This is a genomic window from Nocardia sp. NPDC051750 (assembly GCF_044453135.1).
Classification (GTDB): Bacteria; Actinomycetota; Actinomycetes; order Mycobacteriales; family Mycobacteriaceae; genus Nocardia.
Genome location: NZ_JBITCK010000006.1, coordinates 98583 through 116951, shown reverse-complemented (window position 1 = coordinate 116951; position 18369 = coordinate 98583). Strand labels below are relative to the sequence as shown.

Below are 18369 nucleotides of genomic sequence, written 5' to 3'. Positions count from 1 at the left end.
ATGCTCAGATGGCGCAAGACACCAGTACCGCTGCTCCCCGTACCAGCACCAACACCAGCAATGGCAGCGGTCAGCAAGTCCAGAGCCTGGAGATGCTGCGCATGGGCCTGGACGAGATCCGGCAGGAAGCGCAGAGCGCGCGGCAATACGCCCAACAGGCACAGAACCTCGCCCGCCAGGTCCAACAGCAGGCCCGGCAGGTGCAGCACCAGTCCCAGATCGCGCAGAGCCAGGCCAACCAGGCCGCCCAGCAGGCCCAGCAGGCCCGCCAGCAGGCCCAGCAGGCCCAGAACCAAGCCCAGCAGGCCCAGAGCGAAGCCGACCGGTCGCAGAGCCAGGCCCAGCAGGCCCAGGCCGATGCCAACCAGGCCAACCAGCGCTGTCAGTCGGCGCAGGACCAGGCCGACCAGGCCGCCTACCTCGCCCAGCAGGCCGAGGAACAGTCCAGCCGGGCCCAGGACCGCGCGATGCAGTTCGAACTGCAACTGCATCAGGTTCGCCAGCAGGTTCGCCAGATGTAGTAAGTACCGAGCAGTCGCAGGGCCAGCTCCTGCACGCTCACGCGGGGCCCGGCGGACTCGAACGAGTTGCCGGGCCCCGCATCTGGGAATCGGCCAGGGACGGGAGTAGTGGTGTAACTGGCCGGGATCCGGCGCTGAGGCGATTCGGCCGGGTTGTCCAGATTCGTGAGTGGTGCGGTGCAATTGGCGACGGAAGGTCCAGCGACGAGGAAAAGTCGCGCTTAGCGGGTGGCGGCGTTACGGTGCCCTGGTCGCCCCGGCTGAGATGCTGTGACACGGACCGGGACGGCGGGCAGGCGCAGTATATCGAGCGGCCGCTGCCCCCGGGGAGCGGAAGCGGCACCGGGCCGACCCGCGATTGGGCGCTGCAGCGGCTGGAACTGCCCTTGTCGCTGGACGAGCTGGCCGCGCACGCGGCGATGAGCACCCGCACCTTCGCTCGACGCTTCCGGGAGGAGACCGGTCTAAGTCCTGGCCGCTGGCTGACCCAACACCGGCTGCGGCGGGCACGGCACCTGCTGGAGTCCAGCGACCTGCCGGTGGATCGAGTCGCCCATGAGGTCGGCTTCGCCACCGCCACCTCGCTGCGGCGGCACCTGGCGGCGGAAGCGGGGGTCGCCCCGTCGACGTACCGGCGCACTTTCCGTGCCTCGGGCCCGGTCGCGGGCGACGTCAACGACGCAACCATGCCTGGGAGCTGAGCCCGTTTCCCCTGATGCTCCTGACCATTCGACTGGTCAGCAGTCAACTCCCCGAGTGCATCACCGCGTTGGCGCCGGATCCCAGCCGGTTACACCACTCCCCCCGGGACGAAGCCACGAAGAGAACCGCGGATTCCGAATCAGATAACCAACGCAACTCACAATTGCACATTTGATAATTACCGCGTGTCGCCATCGACTGCCGGACCGCTCGCCCCCCGCAGGAAAATGGGTCGCACCACTGTACTTTCCTCAGTTCTACTGCTGAACGGACGGACGCGATGTCCCACCACAGCACCCGGACCCCGGCCCGGGTGACAAACCATTCGCCGTAGACCTGGAACGAGATCTCATGCCCGCACGCCCAGCCCATATCGCCATGGCCGGCGTACCCGCCGTCAGCCACATCCTGCCCAGCCTCGAGATCATCCGCGAACTCGTCGCCCGCGGCCACCGGGTCACCTACGCCAACGATCCCGCCGTCGCCGACCTGATCACCGCCACCGGCGCCGAACTCGTCCCCTGCGACTCGACACTGCCCACCGCGGACAACAACTGGCCCGACGATCCCATCGCCGCCATGAGCCTGTTCCTGGACAACGCGATACAGGCGCTTCCGCAACTCCGCGCCACCTACGACCCCGACCCCGCCGACCTGTACCTGTACGACATCGGCGCCTACGCCGCGCGAGCCCTGGCCGAAACCCAGAACCGGCCCGTCCTGCAATTGTCCCCCACCTACGTCGCCTGGTCCGGCTACGACCACGACGAGCTCGCCACCCAACTCTGGCAACTTCCCGGCGCCGACACCTACCGTTCTCGGTTCTCCCGATGGCTCGCCGACGCCGGCGCCACAACCACCGATGTCGACACCTTCTCCGGCCGGCCCGCCCGCGCCCTGGCCCTCATACCCCGCGCGATGCAACCGCATGCCGAACAGGTCGACACCGACGCCGTCACCTTCGTCGGCCCCTGCTTCGGCGAACGCGCCGCCCGCGACACCTGGACCCGGCCCGCCGACGACGGCAACGTGCTCCTGATCTCCCTCGGCTCCGCCTACACCCGGCAACCCGAGTTCTACCGGCGGTGCCTGGCCGCATTCGGCAACCTCCCCGGCTGGTATGTGGTCCTGCAGATCGGAAAATACACCGACCACGACGAACTCGGCGATATCCCGGCCAACGTCGACGTGCACTCCTGGGTACCGCAGCTCGCCATCCTCGAACAGGCCGACGCCTTCGTCACCCACGCCGGAATGGGCGGCAGCAGCGAAGGACTGTTCACCGGCGTCCCCATGATCGCCGTCCCCCAGGCCGCGGAACAGTTCGCCAACGCGGACCGGCTGGTAGAACTCGGCGTCGCCCAGCGCATCGACACCGGCGACGCGACCCCCGAAACACTGCGCGCCGCACTGCTCGACCTGACAGGCGACCCCGCCGTCGCCGAGCGGTCGGCCCGGCTGCGCGACGCCGCCCGCGCCGAAGGCGGAACACGGCGCGCAGCCGACCTGATCGAAGAAATGCTCCCCTGAGAGTGCAGCCTTACGTCGGCGCCTGAAAACCGCCGATCTTCTGCTCCAGCAGTTCGGCCAGCAGCAGCGGGGTGCGGTCCTCGAACATCGGACCGATGAGCTGCACTCCCACCGGCAGCCCCGCGGGCGAGCGGCCCGCGGGGATCGCGGTGGCGGGCAGACCGGGCATGGAGGCCACCCCGGCTCAGACGAGCTGATCGAAGTACGGGTAGTCGACGCCGTCGATATCGATGTGCCGGTCCTCCAGACCTCCGTTGTGGTCGTGCGGGAAGGCGGGAGTGGGCGTGATAGGGCACACCACGACATCGAACTCGGCGAACAGCTGCCGCCAGCCGCGGCGGTGCAGTTCACGACCATTGTTCGCCTCGACCCAGCCGCGGTGGCTGAGCACCATGCCGCGCAGCCGCGCCGCATCGAGACTCCGGTCATCCGCGCTCAGTGCGGCGGCGTGGGTCTGCAGCTGCTCGTACACGTCGACGGGAAGACCCGCGGCGGCGTTCGACAGCATCAACAGCATGTAGAGCGACGCCGCTTCGGCCGGATCGGGTAGCAGCGGACTGTGCCGTTCGACGCGGGCGCCCTCGTCGGCGAGCGCCTCGGCGACCCGGTTCACGCCCGCCCGCACCGCCGATCCGGTCGGAATGAGCGGATGGTCCTCGATGATCAGGACCCGGAAGTCCGCCAGCCGCTCGTGGCGCGCGGGCGGCACTGCGACGTCGTAGGCGACGCCGTGGGTCAGCGGGTCCGGTCCGGCCATCACGTCGAGCAGCAGCGTGAGATCGCGGGCGGTGCGCGCCATCGGGCCGACGACGGCGAGGTCGAGGTCGATCGGCAAGGCCGGTGCGGGCGGTGCGACCATGCCGCGGGTCGGCGCCAGCCCGAGTGTCGGCTTATGCGCGTAGACACCGCAGAAATGCGCCGGAGTCCGCAGCGAACCGGCGAGGTCGGAACCGATGGACAGCGCACCGAATCCGGCCGCCAAGGCCGCCGCCGAACCCCCGGACGACCCACCCGACGTGCGGCCGTGATCCCACGGATTATTGGTGGTGCCGTAAATCTCGTTGAAGCTCTGGATATCGCGCAGCGTCAACGGCACATTGGTCTTACCGAGCAGCACCGCGCCGGCCGCCTTCAACCGCGACACCTGCACCGCGTCCTCGGCCGGCACATGGTCCCGGTACTCCGGCATGCCCCAGGTCGTCGGCAGACCGGCCATATTGTAGGACTCCTTGACCGTCACCGGGATACCGAGCAGCGGCCGGTCCACGCCGCGGGCGCGCGCCTCGTCGGCATCGCGCGCGGCGGCCCGCGCACGGTCGAAGTCCGGCACACAGATCGCGTTGATCACCTTGTCGTCGCGCTCGATCCGGGCGATCGCCGCGTCGGTCAATTCCACCGAGGTCACCGCACCGACACGCAAAGCGGCCACGAGCTCTTCGGCCGACCGATAATTCCACTCCATGAATCGGACGCTATTGGCCTCCCGCAGAGGGCATAAAACGCCGCTTCGCACAACGGACAGTCGAACGGACCACCTGCATCGGAGAAATCACGCAGTCGTTCTGCCGGCGAAGACGGCCCACCCCAGGTCACAACGCCGGCCGCGGGAAAACTCCCCTGGCGCAGGGCATGCAATGCCGCTTGGCGCAATGGGAGGGATGTCTCAATGCGTTCCTCCCCGCCTACGGACTGTTCGCCCGACCGGCCGGCCACGGCGACACGCGGCCCGATCGATCTCGGCCCGGACGTTCGGGAGGACTTCATTCTTCGGGCGGTGCGGGTATCGGCCGAAGTCCGGAGAAGGTGCTGGACAGCCGTATAGATTCGTGTCCGAACCGAGTCGGCCGGGACACGCGGCCGAGAACAGTTACGGAGGCATGGCTATGAGCACACAAGGACAGGTCGCGGTCATCATCGGCGGCGCCTCCGGAATCGGCTGGGCCACCGCTGCGCTCATGGCCGCCCGCGGGGATACGGTGATCATCGCCGACCTCGACGGTGCCGCCGCGACCGCCCGGGCCGGCGAACTCGGCGGATCCACTGCCGGCCATCAGGTACAGGTCACCGATGAGACCGGTATGCGCACACTCTTCGACACCGTCACCGCCGACCACGGCCCGGTCGGCGCCGTCGTCGACTGTGCCGGGATATCCCGCCCCGGAACCATCGCCGACCTCTCTCTCGCCGATTGGCAAGCCACCGTGGATGTCTGCCTCACCGGGGCCTTCCTCTCGGTCAAAGAAGCCGCACGAAGCGTGCGTGAGGGCGGCTCGGTGGTACTCGTGGCCTCGCTGAACGGGCGACAGCCGGGCGTGGCGATGAGTGCATACTGTTCCGCCAAGGCCGGAGTGCTCATGCTCGCCGAGGTCGCGGCCATGGAACTGGCGCCGCGCAGGATCCGCGTCAACGCGGTCAACCCGGGGTTCGTCCACACGCCGCTCACCTACGGCGCGACCTTGGTGCCGGGACTCGTCGACGAATACGTCGAAAACACACCGCTGGGCCGCCCGGGCACACCCGAGGACATCGCGCAGACCATCGGCTTCCTGACGTCCGATGCGGCCGGCTGGATGACCGGCGCCGCGATCGATCTCAACGGCGGCGCTCATACGATGCGATACCCGAACATCGTCGACCGGCTCGCCGACATGACCGCGGCGAGCAGCACAAACGACGGCTGAAAGATCCTCCCCCAGTCCGTTGCTTGTTTTGGTCAGGAGGTTGTCTCTGTAGGTGGGGCGATAGTTGGAGCAGACCTATATTGTTAGATGCGCATATCGCCGTATCTATCTTATTTTGGTAACCATATCCCGAGCAGGAACGAAACACCGACTGCCGGTCGCAGTGAACCCCGGTCCCCGGCGACGGCCACGCGGACTTGCCCGGGCAACGCTGGGGGCCTCCGGACCGCACACTCCCCTACCCCGGCGTCACGCGGGGGTCGAAGTCCTCAGGGCTCGGTCCAGATGCTGCGCCAGCACATCGCGCAGGCGTGCGACAGCGTGCGTCGGGCGGTGGTTCCCGGAGACCAGGCCGATGCTGCGTTCCGGCGGATCGGTCAGGAGGATCCGGTGCAGATCCGCATGCGGCGTTTCGGCTTCGGGTAGCAGGGCGATGCCCAGGTTGCGCGCGACGAGCGCGCGCAAGGTTTCGAACTCGGTGATCTCGAACGCGACATTCGGAGCGAACCCTGCGGCGGCGCAGCAGGAATCCAGCAGTCGGCGCAAGTGGTAGGTGGCCGGGTTCGCGATGAACGTCTCGTCGGCGAGCTCGGCGAGGCCGACCGTGTCCCGTCCGGCCAGCCGATGGTGGTGGGCGACATACAGATGGATGCGCTGGTGTCCCAGCGTGATTGCCGGGAGGTCGGTGGGTGCGGGAATCACGACAGCGAGATCGAGTCGCCCGTCTCGGATCATCTCGGCGAGGGCTTCCCCATGAGCCTGGACCAGATGCAGCCGTATCCGTGGTGCAGTCCGGTGGAACTCGGCCAGCAACGAAGGGATGCTGACCGGCCCGAGAGTGAGCGGGAATCCGAAACGAACGAGCCCACTGTCCGGATCGGCCTGACCGCGCACCACCGCGACGGCGTCATCGAGGGCGCGGACCATCCCCCGCGTACGGTCGAACAATTCGCGTCCCGCGGCCGTGAGTGCGATACCGCGGCCGACCGGCTGGAACAGCGGAACGCCGATCGCCTGTTCGACGGTTTTCAACCGCCTGCTCAATGAGGATTGCGGGACGCCCAGCCGATGAGCGGCGCGCGTGATGTGTCCCTCACCAGCCGCCGCCTCGAACGCCGCCAGTAGCGGTGCGAGGGCCTCGACCTGGGCAGACGGAAATTCATCCATATATGGATCATATTCTCCCGTTATTGCTTGTAGACGCATGAGTTGCCGGGCGGCCACGATGCCATCAACACCGACACAGGAGGCATCGGATGAAGCCCTCAGCCGCCGGCGACCCGAAACCGGGTGCACCGGAAATTCTCGACGTTGCGCTCATCGGGGGCGGCATCATGTCCGCGACACTGGGCGCGTTATTGGCCCAACTGCAGCCGGACTGGTCGGTGACCGTGTTCGAACGGCTCGGCAAGGTAGCAGGTGAGAGTTCGAGCCCGTGGAACAACGCGGGCACCGGTCATGCCGGGTTCTGCGAGCTGAACTATATGCCCGACCCGTCCGATCCGGAGAAGGCCGCGCAGATCGGGCGTTCGTTCCACCTCTCGCGGCAGTTCTGGGCGGCACTGGTAGAGAACGGCGACCTCACCGACCCCGCCTCGTTCATCCGTTCCGCACCGCATATCGACGTCGTATTCGGCGAGCGTGACGTCACCTACCTGCGCCGGCGCTACGCGACACTGCGGACGCTGCCGCTGTTCTCCGCGCTGGAGTACACCGAAGACCCGGGCACTCTCGCGGAATGGGCGCCACTGATCATGTCCGGCCGCGCCCACACCGGACCGATGGCCGCCACCCGGTACCGCGCCGGCACCGATATCGATTTCGGCGCCTTGACCCGGGCACTCACCGCGATCATGACCGCTGCCGGTGCCCAGGTCCTGGTTCGGCATGAGGTCACCGGGCTGCGGCGCGGCCGCGATGGGCTCTGGACCCTCGACGTGCACGACCGCGATACCGGACGGCGCCATGCGATCCGGGCCCGGTTCGTTTTCGTCGGGGCGGGCGGCGGCGCCCTCCGGCTCCTGCAGAAGGCCCGCATTCCCGAAGTCCGCGGCTATGCGGTGTTCCCGTTCGGCGCCGAGTTCCTGCGCACCGACAATCCCGATGTAGTCGCCCGCCACGACGCGAAGGTGTACGGCCAAGCCGCGCTCGGCGCCCCGCCCATGTCGGTGCCGCATCTGGACCGGCGCGTCGTCGACGGCCGCGGATCGCTCCTGTTCGGGCCCTACGCCACCTTCGGTACCAGACTGCTCACCCACGGGCGGCGGACCGATGTGTTCACCACGATCCGCTGGTCCAACCTTGCCGTACTCCTCGCCGCCGGCCTTCGGAACCTGCCCCTCGTCCGCTATCTCGTCGGACAACTCCTCTGCACCCGCCGCCGCAAATTCGCACAACTCCAACGCTTCTACCCCGACGCCGACCCCGCCGACTGGTATCCGATCCGAGCCGGCCAACGAGCCCAGCTGATCACACCGGATCCACACAAGATCGGCATCCTGACCTTCGGCACCGAACTGGTCGTCGGAGCCGAAGGCACCATCGCCGGACTGCTCGGAGCCTCCCCCGGCGCCTCCACCGCCCCGGCGATCATGACCGACCTGCTGGCGCGATGCTTTCCGCAGCATGCCACGCGGTGGGAGCCGGTGCTGACCAGGATGATGCCCGCGCTCACCACTCCGGTCGATACCGACCAGCAGACCGTGGACCACACTTTCGCCCGCACCGGCCGGTTCTTGGGCTTGAACCACGGGCAAAGCGGCATTGAGTGAACCGGCGGCAGCGCGGATTCCCGAGCCCGCTCAGCGCCTAGAACGACCTCGGTGACACGGCTGGGCCCGACCATAGACGCCACCACTCCCCCAGGTCGGGGTCCCGGTAGTAACGGCGCAGAGAACAACGGAGGGGGCGCGGCACCCTGGTCTGACTACGCCTTCCCGGAATCACGGGTCACCGATCCCCTGCAGCAGATTGATGAGTTGGCGGCGTTCGGCCGCGCTGAGCCGACCGGTGATCACGGTTTCGGCGTCGCGCCACGCGGCTCGCACCGGCTCGACTGCCTGTTCTCCTTGCGCGGACAGACGCAGTCGAATGACTCGCCGGTCGGAATCGTCGTGGGTCCGCTCCACGAAGCCGGAGCGCTCCATTCGGCTGATGGTCTTGGCGATCGTGGGCTGCTCGATTCCCATGCGATCTACCAGCTCGGCCTGCGTCGACCCGGGGTGCTCATGGAGGTCGACCACGATGAGCTCTTGGCCGGGATGCAACCCTAACTGGGCAAGCCGCCGCGTCAGATCGGCCCGGTGTGCACGCGCGGCGAGTGCGAGGGCGTAGCCGATCGGACCTACGCCGCGAGCGATGTCGCGGCCTGATCCTGGTCGAGGCAGTTCCATAGCCGACTATTATACAGTCGGCTATTATATGGTCGGCTATATAATCTGAAGATCGGAGATACCGTGGCACATCTGCTGCACATCGACTCAAGCGTCAGGAGGGCGTCCTTCTCCCGCGAAGTCGCCGGAGTGTTCGCCGCCGAATGGCGCACCGGGCACCCCGACGACGACTACACCTACCGGGATCTGGCTGCCGATCCCGTGCCGCCGGTCGACGAGGCGCGCACCGAGATCGCGATCCAGGCATCCGCAACAGAGATCCGGAAGCTGGCCGATATGTCCAGTGCGGTGCGAACCCCGGCACAGGAGAGAAGCTGGGCGGTGAGCCGGCCGCTGATCGAGGAACTGCTGGCAGCGGACGTGCTGCTGATCGCGAGCCCGATGTACAACTTCTCACTTCCCTCGACGCTCAAGGCGTGGATCGACCAGATTTCCTTCCCCTGGCTGCCGCTGACCGGGCGGTCCGCGGTCGTGGTTACCGCCCGGGGCGGCTCGTACGCGCCGGAAACACCACGCGCAGCCCACGACTACCAAGAGCCCTACCTACGGGCCTACTTCGAGACACTCGGGCTCACGGATCTGCACTTCATCCATACGGAACTGACCAACGCACTCCACGTCCCGTTCCTCGCCGAATTCAAGGACTCTCACCAGAGGTCGCGAGCCGCCGCGTTGGAAGCCGCCGCCGCGCTCGCCACCTCGATCGGACGACCACTGCAACCGTCGAGCTGAGCCAACTCCTGCAACAACTTTCGAGCGGGCGCTCACGAGCCCCGGGAAACACCGGAAATCGGAGAAACATGGATACAGGAATGAAGGGCCGCGTGGTACTGGTGACCGGAGCCTCCAAAGGCATCGGCGCTGCCACGGCTCGCGCGTTCGGGGCCGAGCAGGCCCGGGTGGCGATCACCTACCACACCGACCGCGCGGGCGCGGAAACCGCGGCGTCGTCGGTCGAGGCGGCCGGCGGGGAGGCGATGGTCGTGCCGTTGCGGCTCGCCGATGCCGCCACCGCAACCGCGGCGGTGGGAGCGGTCACCGAGCGCTGGGGTGATATCGACGTTCTCGTCGCCAACGCGGTCGACTGGGGTGGGGACGCCCCGCCCGACCCCAGCATTCGGTTCGAGGATGTGCCGCTCGACCACTGGCACAGGATGATCGGCGCCAACCTGATCGGCACCGTGGCGGTAATCCGGTCGGTACTGCCAGGCATGCGCAGGAACGGCTGGGGGCGCATGGTGCTGATCTCCTCCAGCGTGGCCGAGGAAGGGATCCCCGGACCCGGCCCGTACGGCACGGCCAAATCGAGCCTGTACGGTCTATCGCGCAGTCTCGCCTGGGAAGGCGGCCGGGACGGCATTCTCGTCAACGTCGTCGCCCCCGGGTTCACACTCACCGAAACCAGAGCGGCGTTTCCCGAGGCCGTGATCGCCGAGCTGGCCGCGGGCACCCCGACCCGGCGACTGTCCGATCCTGACGATGTCGCCCACCTGATCGTGTTCCTGGGATCTGACGCCAACCGGAATCTCACCGGAGAGGTCCTCCGAGAAGGATCCTCCGCCGCACGCGCACCACACGCAGGCGGATAGCGCGCCGGGATAGGGAGGCTTTGCTGGTCAACTCCAGCGGAGAGGGCCGGCTCCAAGTCGCCACGACATCCTGAGCTGTTCCGTAAGCCGATCGAGCAACGGGACACCTCACCCGACCGACGTTGCCCCGCTCGCGGATATTCCGTAGAGGTGTTCTGCGAACTGTTCCGGTGATTCCTCCTTATCCTGACCGGCCTGCGCGAACGTGAGAACCGATCGATCCACGCGTTGAGCGTCGAGCTTTCGTGGTCGGAGTCGGATTTCACCACACATATTTTGATGCGCATATAAACGTATCACCGTTTGCTCTACGGATGGCGACTTTTGGAGTCCTTCAGCTCTCGATGCCGACGGGTCCGCACGACGGATTATTGCGGGAATCGTTGCACCCGAGCGGGTTCTGTGACGGCAGGCCTGGGCTGTCGCTCCGAATCCCCCCTCTGTGAACGGGCTACGCCCGCTAGGCTGGTGCGCCGGGACCGGCGCCGCCTCGGGCCGGTCGTGGCAATGCCGAAAAGGAGGCCGAGTCGATGGGTCCGCTGAACCGTCGCCGATTTCTGACCACCGGCGCGCTCACCGCCGGCGCTCTCGCGCTCGGAACGGCCACGGCCGCCGGCCGCCCCGCTCCCCCGCTGGAAGTCGCACCGCTGGGACGCGAATTCCTGTGGGGTGTGGCGTCCTCCGGGTTCCAGTCCGAGGGCCGGGCGCCGGACAGCAACTGGACCCGTTACATCGCCGCGGGGAAAACCGAGGATCCCTACCTCGACTCCGTCGACTTCTACTCGCGCTACCGATCCGATATCGCGCTCGCCGCCGGCCTGGGTGTGCGGGTGTACCGGATCGGAATCGAATGGGCGCGGGTCCAGCCGCAGCCGGGTGTCTGGGACGAGAACGGATTCCGGTTCTACGACGACGTGATCGCCACGATCCGCGCCGCGGGCATGCGGCCGATGCTGACCCTCGATCACTGGGTGTACCCGGGGTGGCAGGTCGACCGGGGCGGCTGGCGGCGCGCCGGAATGGTCGACGACTGGCTGGCGAATGCGCGGACCGTCGTCGAGCGATATACGGCTTTCGATCCCCTGTGGATCACCTTCAACGAGCCCGCGGCCTACCTGATGAACGAGGTGCGCCACGGCGGTATCGGAATCGCCGATATCCCGGTGATGCAGGAGCGGATGGCCCTCGCCCACAATGCCGTCTACGACCATATCCACCGCATTCGGCCCGGCGCGATGGTCAGCAGCAACGTCGCCTATATCCCGGCCGCCGAGGACGCCGTCAACGGTGGTTTCATCGACCGTGTCGGTGCGAACCTCGATTACATCGGGATCGACTATTACTACGGGTTCTCCCCGCACAGTGTGCTCACTCAGTTCCCGGACCCCGGCAAACTGTGGACGCTGTCCCTGCAGTCCGAGGGGATCTACTACGCGCTCGACCATTACGCGCGGCGTTTCCCCGGCACACCGCTGTACATCGTGGAGAACGGCATGCCGACCGAGAACGGGCGCCCCCGGGCCGACGGCTATACCCGCGCCGACCTGCTCCGCGACACCGTCTACTGGCTGCAGCGCGCGGCCGCCGACGGAATGAATGTGATGGGCTACAACTATTGGAGCCTGACCGACAACTACGAATGGGGCTCCTACACGCCTCGATTCGGGCTCTACACAGTCGACGTCCTCGGCGATCCGGACCTCACCCGCCGGCCCACCGACGCGGTCGCCGCCTACTCGGCGATCACCCGCCACGGTGGTGTGCCGGGTGACTATCGGCCGACCCGGGCACCCGCGGCATGTTCGATCGTGGACGGGACGTCCAGCTGCACCGATCCGGTGACCGTGCCGCACTGATCCGGCCACCACGAAACGTTACATCGAGCCGGTGCACTGCCCCGGTCGAACCCTCGTGCGAGACTGGCCGGGTGAACGGGGAGAAAGAGATCCGCGACGACATCTCCGGCCCAACTACCTCCGCCCCACGGGACCGGGGGGATGTGATGGGATCCGGGGTGCTGTGGCTCGCGAAATGGGCCTTGTGCATCGTTGCCATAGCGGCGGGCGCGTGGGTGCTCGGGTTCGTGGCGGCGAGACTGTGGGTGGTGCTGCTGCCGGTGCTGCTGGCCATCGTCGTCGCCACCGTGCTGTGGCCGCCGACCGGGCTGCTGATGAGAGCGGGCCTACCGCCCGCTGCCGCGGCGTCGCTGACCCTGATCGGCTTCATCGGGGTGTTGTCGGGCGGGATCGCGTTGATCGTGCCCTCGGTGGTGGATCAGGTGCCCGAACTCTCCGACAAAGCCACCACCGGTATCAATACCGTGCGGGATTGGCTGCAGGGGCCGCCGCTGAACATCCGCGACGAGCAGCTGGATTCCGCGGTGGACGCGGTGGTGTCGCGGATGCAGTCCAGCGCCGAGCAGATCGCTTCCGGGGTCTTCACCGGGGTCAGCACGGCGACCTCGGTGCTGATCACCATTTTCCTGGTGCTGGTGCTCTCGTTCTTCTTCATCAAGGACGGCCCCAAATTCCTGCCGTGGCTGCACAAGTTCGTGGGCGGAAGCAGCGGACGTCACTTCGAGGAAGTGCTGGTCCGGGTGTGGGATGTCCTCGGCGGATTCATCCGCACCCAGGCGGTGGTGAGTTTTATCGACGCCTTCTTCATCGGCCTCGGACTGGTGATACTCGGGGTGCCGCTGTGGGGCGTGCTGACCGCGCTGACCTTCCTCGGTGGGTTCATCCCCATGGTGGGCGCTTTCGTCGCCGGGGCGCTCGCGGTGCTGGTGGCGCTGGTAGGGAACGGGTTCACCACGGCGCTGATCGTGCTGGCGATCATCATCGCCGTCCAGCAACTCGAGGGAAATGTGCTGCAGCCGGTGCTGCAGAGCCGGACCATGAAACTGCATGCGGTGGTGGTGCTGCTGGCCGTCACCGGCGGCGGCACGCTGTACGGCATCACCGGCGCGTTCCTGGCGGTTCCGGTGGTGGCCGTGGTGGCGGTGGTGATCCGGTACATCAGCGAGCAGATCGATGTCGCCGTCGCCCGGTCGGGTGGGGATCCGGGCAGTGACGCGGAGCCACCGGTGGCCGGCACCGAGGCCGGGCTTGCCGAGAAGTAGGCGCCCTCAGCAGCCGAGCAGCGACTCCAGGGCCGAGATATGGGCTTCGAACACCTGCGCCCGGTCGGTGAAGGTGTCGGCGCCGTACATATCGAAGACGTCGAAACTGACGGCACCGAACAGGGTGCACCACACGGTGAGCGCACGGGCGAGTGCCCAGTCCGGTAGCTCGAGGCCGAGGTCGTCGCGGATCCGGGTGAAATCGCGGGCCAGGCCCGTCGGCACCGGAGGGTCCACGGCCGGACGAGTCAGCAGCTGCCGCCGGTGTGCTTCGGCGACGATACGGACCAGGGTGATGATCACCCGCGTACCCGGGATCTCGGTACGGTCGGCCGGGGCGGCGTAGCCGGGTACCGGGGTGCCGAACAGCAGTCCGTACCAGGCGGGTTCGGCCAGCGCCCAGGTGCGCACGGCGCGGGCGGTGATCCGCAGCCGCTCGATCGGGTCGTCACCGGCCTCGGCCAGGGCGGTGTCGACCGCGTCGCCGAGGGCGTCGTAGCCGTCCACCACGAGCAGGGTCAGTAGTTCGTCCCGGCTGCGCACGTAGCGGTACACCGCGGAAGAGACCACTCCCAGATCACGCGCCACGGCGCGCAGCGACAGAGCGGAGGCGCCGCCGGTGGCAAGATGTTCGCGCGCGATACGCACGATATCGGTCATGGTCTGAGCGCGAGCGCGGGCACGAGGGGTCGTCACCGGCCCAGCCTGGCCATTGACGAGAGCAGTGTCAACAAGAGTGATCGCCGCTTCCATATCCCTGTGTTAATGTTACCGCCAGTCACTGATGACCTTCCGAACCAAGGAGTAGCCCCATGTCCGAGGCGGCCACCGATTTCGATGTACTCGTCGTCGGCTCCGGGTTCGGTGGCAGCGTCACCGCCCTGCGACTCGTGGAGAAGGGCTACACCGTCGGTGTCCTGGAGGCGGGACGCCGTTACACCGACGACGAACTCCCCAAGACCAGCTGGGATCTGCGCAAGTTCCTGTGGGCACCGAAACTGGGCTGCTACGGAATCCAGCGCATCCACCCACTGCGCAATGTGCTCATCCTCGGTGGCGCGGGCGTCGGCGGCGGATCACTGAACTACGCGAACACCCTCTACGTTCCCCCGGAGCCCTTCTTCCAGGACCCGCAGTGGCGCGATATCACCGACTGGCGAGCCGAGCTCACGCCCTACTACGAGCAGGCGAAACGGATGCTCGGGGTGGTGCAGAACCCGCACATCACACCGGCCGACGAGGTGTTCCGTCAGGTTGCCGAGGATATGGGCGTCGGCGACACCTTCGTGCAGACACCGGTCGGCGTCTTCTTCGGCGAACCCGGAGAAACCGTGGACGACCCATATTTCGGTGGTGTGGGACCCGCCCGCACGGGCTGCGTCGAATGCGGCGACTGCATGGTCGGCTGCAAGTTCGGCGCCAAGAACACACTGGTCAAGAATTACTTGTATCTCGCCGAACAGGCCGGGGCGCGGGTCGTGCCGATGACCACGGTGACCGAACTGCAGCCGCAGGACGACGGGAGCTGGGTCGTCTCGGCGGAACGAACCGGTGCGTGGATCCGGAAACAACGGACAACCTACACCGCACGGCAGGTCGTGGTCGCCGCCGGAACCCTGGGGACCCAGCGGCTACTGCATGCGATGCGAGATCGCCGAGTGCTGCCGAAGCTGTCCGACCGGCTCGGATTGCTCACCCGCACCAATTCCGAGTCGATCGTGGGCGCCGCCACCAAGAAACTCGCCCCGGGACAGGATTTCACCCGCGGCGTCGCGATCACCTCGTCGATCCACCCGACCCCCGATACCCATATCGAACCCGTCCGCTACGGGAAGGGTTCGAACGCGATGGGGCTGCTGCAGACGCTCATGGTCGACGGCGGTGGCCGGATTCCGCGCTGGCTGCGGTTCCTCGGCACCGCCCTGCGCCATCCGCTGCTGCTGCTCAGTTTCCTGAGTGTCCGCAACTGGAGTGAGCGCACCATCATCTCGCTGGTGATGCAGCATCTGGACAACTCCATCACCACCTACACCACGCGCGGCCTGTTCGGCCGGAAGCTGACCAGCCGGCAGGGGCACGGGGAACCGAATCCGACCTGGATCCCGGCGGGTAACGAGGCGACCCGCCGGGTCGCCGAACAGATCGGCGGAACCGCGGGCGGTACCTGGGGCGAGGTGTTCAATATCCCGCTCACCGCGCATTTCCTCGGCGGCGCGGCCATCGGCGCCGACCGCGACACCGGGGTGATCGACGCCTATCACCGGGTTTTCGGCTATCCGACGCTGAGTGTGGTCGACGGTGCGGCAGTATCGGCGAATCTGGGCGTGAACCCCTCGCTGACCATCACCGCTCAGGCAGAACGGGCAGCGGCGTACTGGCCGAACAAGGGCGAGGACGATACCCGGCCCCCGCAGGATGCACCGTATCGCCGGATCGCGCCCGTATCCCCGAAATCGCCGGTGGTTCCCGAGTCGGCACCGGCCGCGTTGCGGCTGCCGATCATCGCTGTCACCGACCCGGCCGCCGGCTGAACCTGCGGCCACGGCCGGCGATGGACGTCAGCTCTTGAAGTAGACGAGCTGGTGGCTCGTCGCCAGCAGACTGCCGTCGTGACCCCAAAGCTGAGCGTTCTGGTCGAAATGACCATGTGTGAAACGGTTCGCGCGGGCGCTGCCCAGTAGGTACTCCGTGCCCTGGGCGGCCAGTTCAGCGGCCGTGGCGTGGTAGTACACGGTGAGCGAAATGGTTCCGGCGGGGACGTACTGACCACGACGCAGGAAGACCCGTGGGTAGAACGCGTCCGACATCGCGGTGAGCGAGGCGAAATCCAGGGGCCGGGCCGGCTGGTCGCGCAGCCACAGTGTGCTCACCGAATCCGGATTTCCGGGCTGCGGTTCGGCCGGCGCGACCTCGGGGACGGCGCCGGTGACGAAACGCAGATCGTAGTTGCGGCCCCAGGCGATGAATTCCGGGAATTCCTGCGGTACCGCCTGTTCGGGACCCGGCACCGCCGGCCTGGTGAGTTCCAGATCCGCCCAGGTGTCGCGGCGGATCCCGAACACCGCGGTCGCGGTGGTGGTGATCGCGCCGTCCTGGGCGAGTTCGAGCTGCCAGTGCTGATTCGTGCGGTTGGTGCGGACCGGACGGGCAGTGATCTCGAACGGACCGTCCGCGATCGGGCCCGCGTAGTTGACGGTGAGCGACAGCGGGTCGCCCAGCCTCTCGGGATGTTCTTCGACCGCCCGCAGCAGCGCCGCCGCGGTGACACCGCCGAACGGCCCGACCATATTCGCGTAATCGGGGCAGGTCCGGCCGGTGAGACGGTGCGTATCGATGTATTCGGTCGCGATGGCGGTATCGAACGGATGGGGTGGCGCGTCGATCCCGGTCACGGGTCCTCCTGCGAATTGTGCCGATGTTCGGGTGGTGGGACGAATATAAGTATGACAACATACATAGAAATGAGAGGCAACCGGGAGCAGTGCGATGCCACGACGTAAGGATCCGGACGGACCACGGGCGGCGATGATCCGCAGCGCGATCTCGCTCATCCGCCGCCGGGGCGTCGCGGCGGTCTCGTTCGCCGATGTGCTGAACGCCAGCGGTGCACCCCGCGGCTCGGTCTACCACCACTTCCCCGGCGGCCGGGCACAGCTGGTCACCGAGGCCACCCGGGTGGCCGGAGACCGGGTCACCGGTCAACTCACCGAAGCACTGGGCATCCCCGACACCGCGGCGGCGTTACGGGCGCTCGCCGATACCCTCGCCCGCGGGCTCGACCGGGGCGACTACGCGGTCGGCTGCCCCATCGCCGCCGCGGCACTCGGTAACGAGCCGGATGCCGTCACCGCCGCGGGGGCGGCCTTCGACACCTGGCGCGACCTGATCGTCGGCAAGCTCGTCCGCGACGGGGCCGCGCCGGAACGTGCCCGCTCGGTCGCCGTGCTGGTGGTCAGCGCCTTGGAAGGCGCCCTCGTCCTCGCGCGCACCGAACGCACTCCCGCCGCGCTGGACACCGTGGTCGACGAGCTGAACGTACTGTGCCGCTCAGCGATCGGCACGGCCCCCGTCCCGTGGCCGGTTACGGCACCGGACGCGTCTTGATCGCGTCCCGGGAGATGTAGACGTCGTACTCCCCCGGCATCGCGATCACGGCGTTGCCGTAGGCGGAGCGGACGAACGGCGAGGTGAACCAGCGGTCCTCGGTCATCTCACGGAAGAAATCACGATCGCCGCCGTTGAGGAAGATGTGATTCTGCCCGGTGGCGACACCGTCGAGCCGTTGCCCGTACAGGCGAGATACCTTGTAGCCCGAATGGAAGCCGAGTGCGTTCACCCAAGGTTCCAGTTCGACGATCTGCGCCTGCAGCACCCACAGGTCGCCCTCGACCCGATGGGTACTGCGCTCGGTGGTACCGCCTTCGGCGTCGTACAGGGTCAATTCGACCTCGAGCTGATGCTCCGCGTCGGGGACCGGGGAAACCACCACATGGGCGGCGCGGATCTCCCCCGTCAAACCCAGATATGTTTGCAGGAGAGTGGCCGTCCACAGCACCAGCGTCGCGGCGAGCAGCAGCACCAGACCACCCCCGCCCCGCGCGATCGACGCCCCGGGCCCTTTCCTGCGCAGCGCGATCAGCGCCGAGATCAGCAGGGCCACACCGAGAACGATCGCGACGATCGCACCGGCCTGCAGCACCCCGAGGTCCACCGGGTAACTCATGGAGCCGGTTATACCTCGCCCAGGGCTCACCGGCCTGACCTATCGCCATTACCGCAGGTCGGGAAGGTGCCCGGCGAGCACGGCGGGCGGTCGGGAACCCATCTCCGAGCAGC

Annotated in this window: 18 protein-coding genes; 11 read left to right on the top strand and 7 right to left on the bottom strand. The window is 67.4% G+C overall.

All coding sequences use genetic code 11. From position 1 onward, the window contains the following. Positions 1-8 precede the first annotated feature (8 nt). From ACIA75_RS25425 to ACIA75_RS25415, 3 genes are all read left to right on the top strand, one after another. Entirely contained in the window at positions 9-521 is a 513-nt protein-coding gene (locus ACIA75_RS25425; RefSeq protein WP_397108181.1) for a hypothetical protein, read from the top strand. A 242-nt stretch (positions 522-763) separates the two neighbouring features. Continuing rightward, entirely contained in the window at positions 764-1222 is a 459-nt protein-coding gene (locus tag ACIA75_RS25420; RefSeq protein ID WP_397108180.1) for a GlxA family transcriptional regulator, read from the top strand. Positions 1223-1574: 352 nt separating this feature from the next. Beyond that, the gene (locus ACIA75_RS25415; RefSeq protein ID WP_397108178.1) at positions 1575-2753 is read left to right on the top strand and encodes a macrolide family glycosyltransferase; all 1179 of its coding nucleotides are present in this window, start codon (positions 1575-1577) and stop codon (positions 2751-2753) included. Between the two features lie 10 nt (positions 2754-2763). On the opposite strand, the gene ACIA75_RS25410 is transcribed toward ACIA75_RS25415, so the two are convergent. Together ACIA75_RS25410 and ACIA75_RS25405 are read right to left on the bottom strand one after the other, a co-directional pair. Next, positions 2764-2922 carry a hypothetical protein gene (locus ACIA75_RS25410; protein WP_397108176.1) on the bottom strand — a complete coding sequence of 53 codons (159 nt, stop codon included), beginning with the start codon at positions 2920-2922 and terminating at the stop codon, positions 2764-2766. Between the two features lie 15 nt (positions 2923-2937). Then, a complete protein-coding gene (locus ACIA75_RS25405; protein WP_397108174.1) occupies positions 2938-4215 on the bottom strand; it encodes an amidase in 1278 nt (425 codons plus the stop codon). A gap of 421 nt (positions 4216-4636) precedes the next feature. Between ACIA75_RS25405 and ACIA75_RS25400 the strand changes: the two genes are divergently transcribed. Beyond that, positions 4637-5434 (top strand): SDR family NAD(P)-dependent oxidoreductase, encoded by a 798-nt coding sequence (locus ACIA75_RS25400; protein WP_397108172.1) that lies wholly within the window; start codon positions 4637-4639, stop codon positions 5432-5434. Between the two features lie 249 nt (positions 5435-5683). Here ACIA75_RS25400 and ACIA75_RS25395 read toward each other — a convergent pair whose 3' ends face one another. Further along, positions 5684-6601: a LysR substrate-binding domain-containing protein gene (locus ACIA75_RS25395; RefSeq protein WP_397108170.1), complete on the bottom strand. Its 918-nt coding sequence runs from the start codon at positions 6599-6601 to the stop codon at positions 5684-5686. A gap of 89 nt (positions 6602-6690) precedes the next feature. Between ACIA75_RS25395 and mqo the strand changes: the two genes are divergently transcribed. Further along, entirely contained in the window at positions 6691-8205 is a 1515-nt protein-coding gene (mqo, locus tag ACIA75_RS25390; RefSeq protein ID WP_397108168.1) for a malate dehydrogenase (quinone), read from the top strand. A 171-nt stretch (positions 8206-8376) separates the two neighbouring features. Here the strand turns inward: mqo and ACIA75_RS25385 are convergent, their stop codons facing one another. Continuing rightward, the gene (locus ACIA75_RS25385; RefSeq protein WP_397108166.1) at positions 8377-8826 is read right to left on the bottom strand and encodes a MarR family winged helix-turn-helix transcriptional regulator; all 450 of its coding nucleotides are present in this window, start codon (positions 8824-8826) and stop codon (positions 8377-8379) included. A 63-nt stretch (positions 8827-8889) separates the two neighbouring features. Between ACIA75_RS25385 and ACIA75_RS25380 the strand changes: the two genes are divergently transcribed. The 4 genes from ACIA75_RS25380 to ACIA75_RS25365 all read left to right on the top strand — a co-directional run bounded on the left by ACIA75_RS25380 (position 8890) and on the right by ACIA75_RS25365 (position 13533). Then, positions 8890-9558: an FMN-dependent NADH-azoreductase gene (locus ACIA75_RS25380; RefSeq protein WP_397108164.1), complete on the top strand. Its 669-nt coding sequence runs from the start codon at positions 8890-8892 to the stop codon at positions 9556-9558. Positions 9559-9626: 68 nt separating this feature from the next. Beyond that, positions 9627-10415: an SDR family NAD(P)-dependent oxidoreductase gene (locus ACIA75_RS25375; protein ID WP_397108162.1), complete on the top strand. Its 789-nt coding sequence runs from the start codon at positions 9627-9629 to the stop codon at positions 10413-10415. A gap of 530 nt (positions 10416-10945) precedes the next feature. Continuing rightward, positions 10946-12271, top strand: coding sequence for a family 1 glycosylhydrolase (locus ACIA75_RS25370; RefSeq protein ID WP_397108160.1), 1326 nt, complete (start codon positions 10946-10948; stop codon positions 12269-12271). 146 nt (positions 12272-12417) lie between these two features. Then, a complete protein-coding gene (locus ACIA75_RS25365; RefSeq protein ID WP_397109072.1) occupies positions 12418-13533 on the top strand; it encodes an AI-2E family transporter in 1116 nt (371 codons plus the stop codon). Positions 13534-13539: 6 nt separating this feature from the next. On the opposite strand, the gene ACIA75_RS25360 is transcribed toward ACIA75_RS25365, so the two are convergent. Then, complete coding sequence (locus ACIA75_RS25360; protein WP_397109070.1) at positions 13540-14193, bottom strand: TetR/AcrR family transcriptional regulator; 654 nt, start codon at positions 14191-14193, stop codon at positions 13540-13542. A gap of 152 nt (positions 14194-14345) precedes the next feature. On the opposite strand from ACIA75_RS25360, the gene ACIA75_RS25355 reads away from it, so the two are divergent. Then, on the top strand, positions 14346-16064 hold the full coding sequence (locus tag ACIA75_RS25355) for a GMC family oxidoreductase N-terminal domain-containing protein (protein ID WP_397108158.1): 1719 nt from the start codon (positions 14346-14348) through the stop codon (positions 16062-16064). A gap of 27 nt (positions 16065-16091) precedes the next feature. Here ACIA75_RS25355 and ACIA75_RS25350 read toward each other — a convergent pair whose 3' ends face one another. Beyond that, positions 16092-16925: an acyl-CoA thioesterase gene (locus ACIA75_RS25350; protein WP_397108156.1), complete on the bottom strand. Its 834-nt coding sequence runs from the start codon at positions 16923-16925 to the stop codon at positions 16092-16094. A gap of 94 nt (positions 16926-17019) precedes the next feature. Between ACIA75_RS25350 and ACIA75_RS25345 the strand changes: the two genes are divergently transcribed. Then, positions 17020-17637, top strand: a complete 618-nt coding sequence (locus ACIA75_RS25345; protein WP_397108154.1) for a TetR/AcrR family transcriptional regulator — start codon at positions 17020-17022, stop codon at positions 17635-17637. Here the strand turns inward: ACIA75_RS25345 and ACIA75_RS25340 are convergent. Further along, on the bottom strand, positions 17615-18256 hold the full coding sequence (locus ACIA75_RS25340) for a hypothetical protein (RefSeq protein WP_397108152.1): 642 nt from the start codon (positions 18254-18256) through the stop codon (positions 17615-17617). The two genes, ACIA75_RS25345 and ACIA75_RS25340, sit on opposite strands and share 23 nt — an antisense overlap. Positions 18257-18369: the final 113 nt, after the last annotated feature.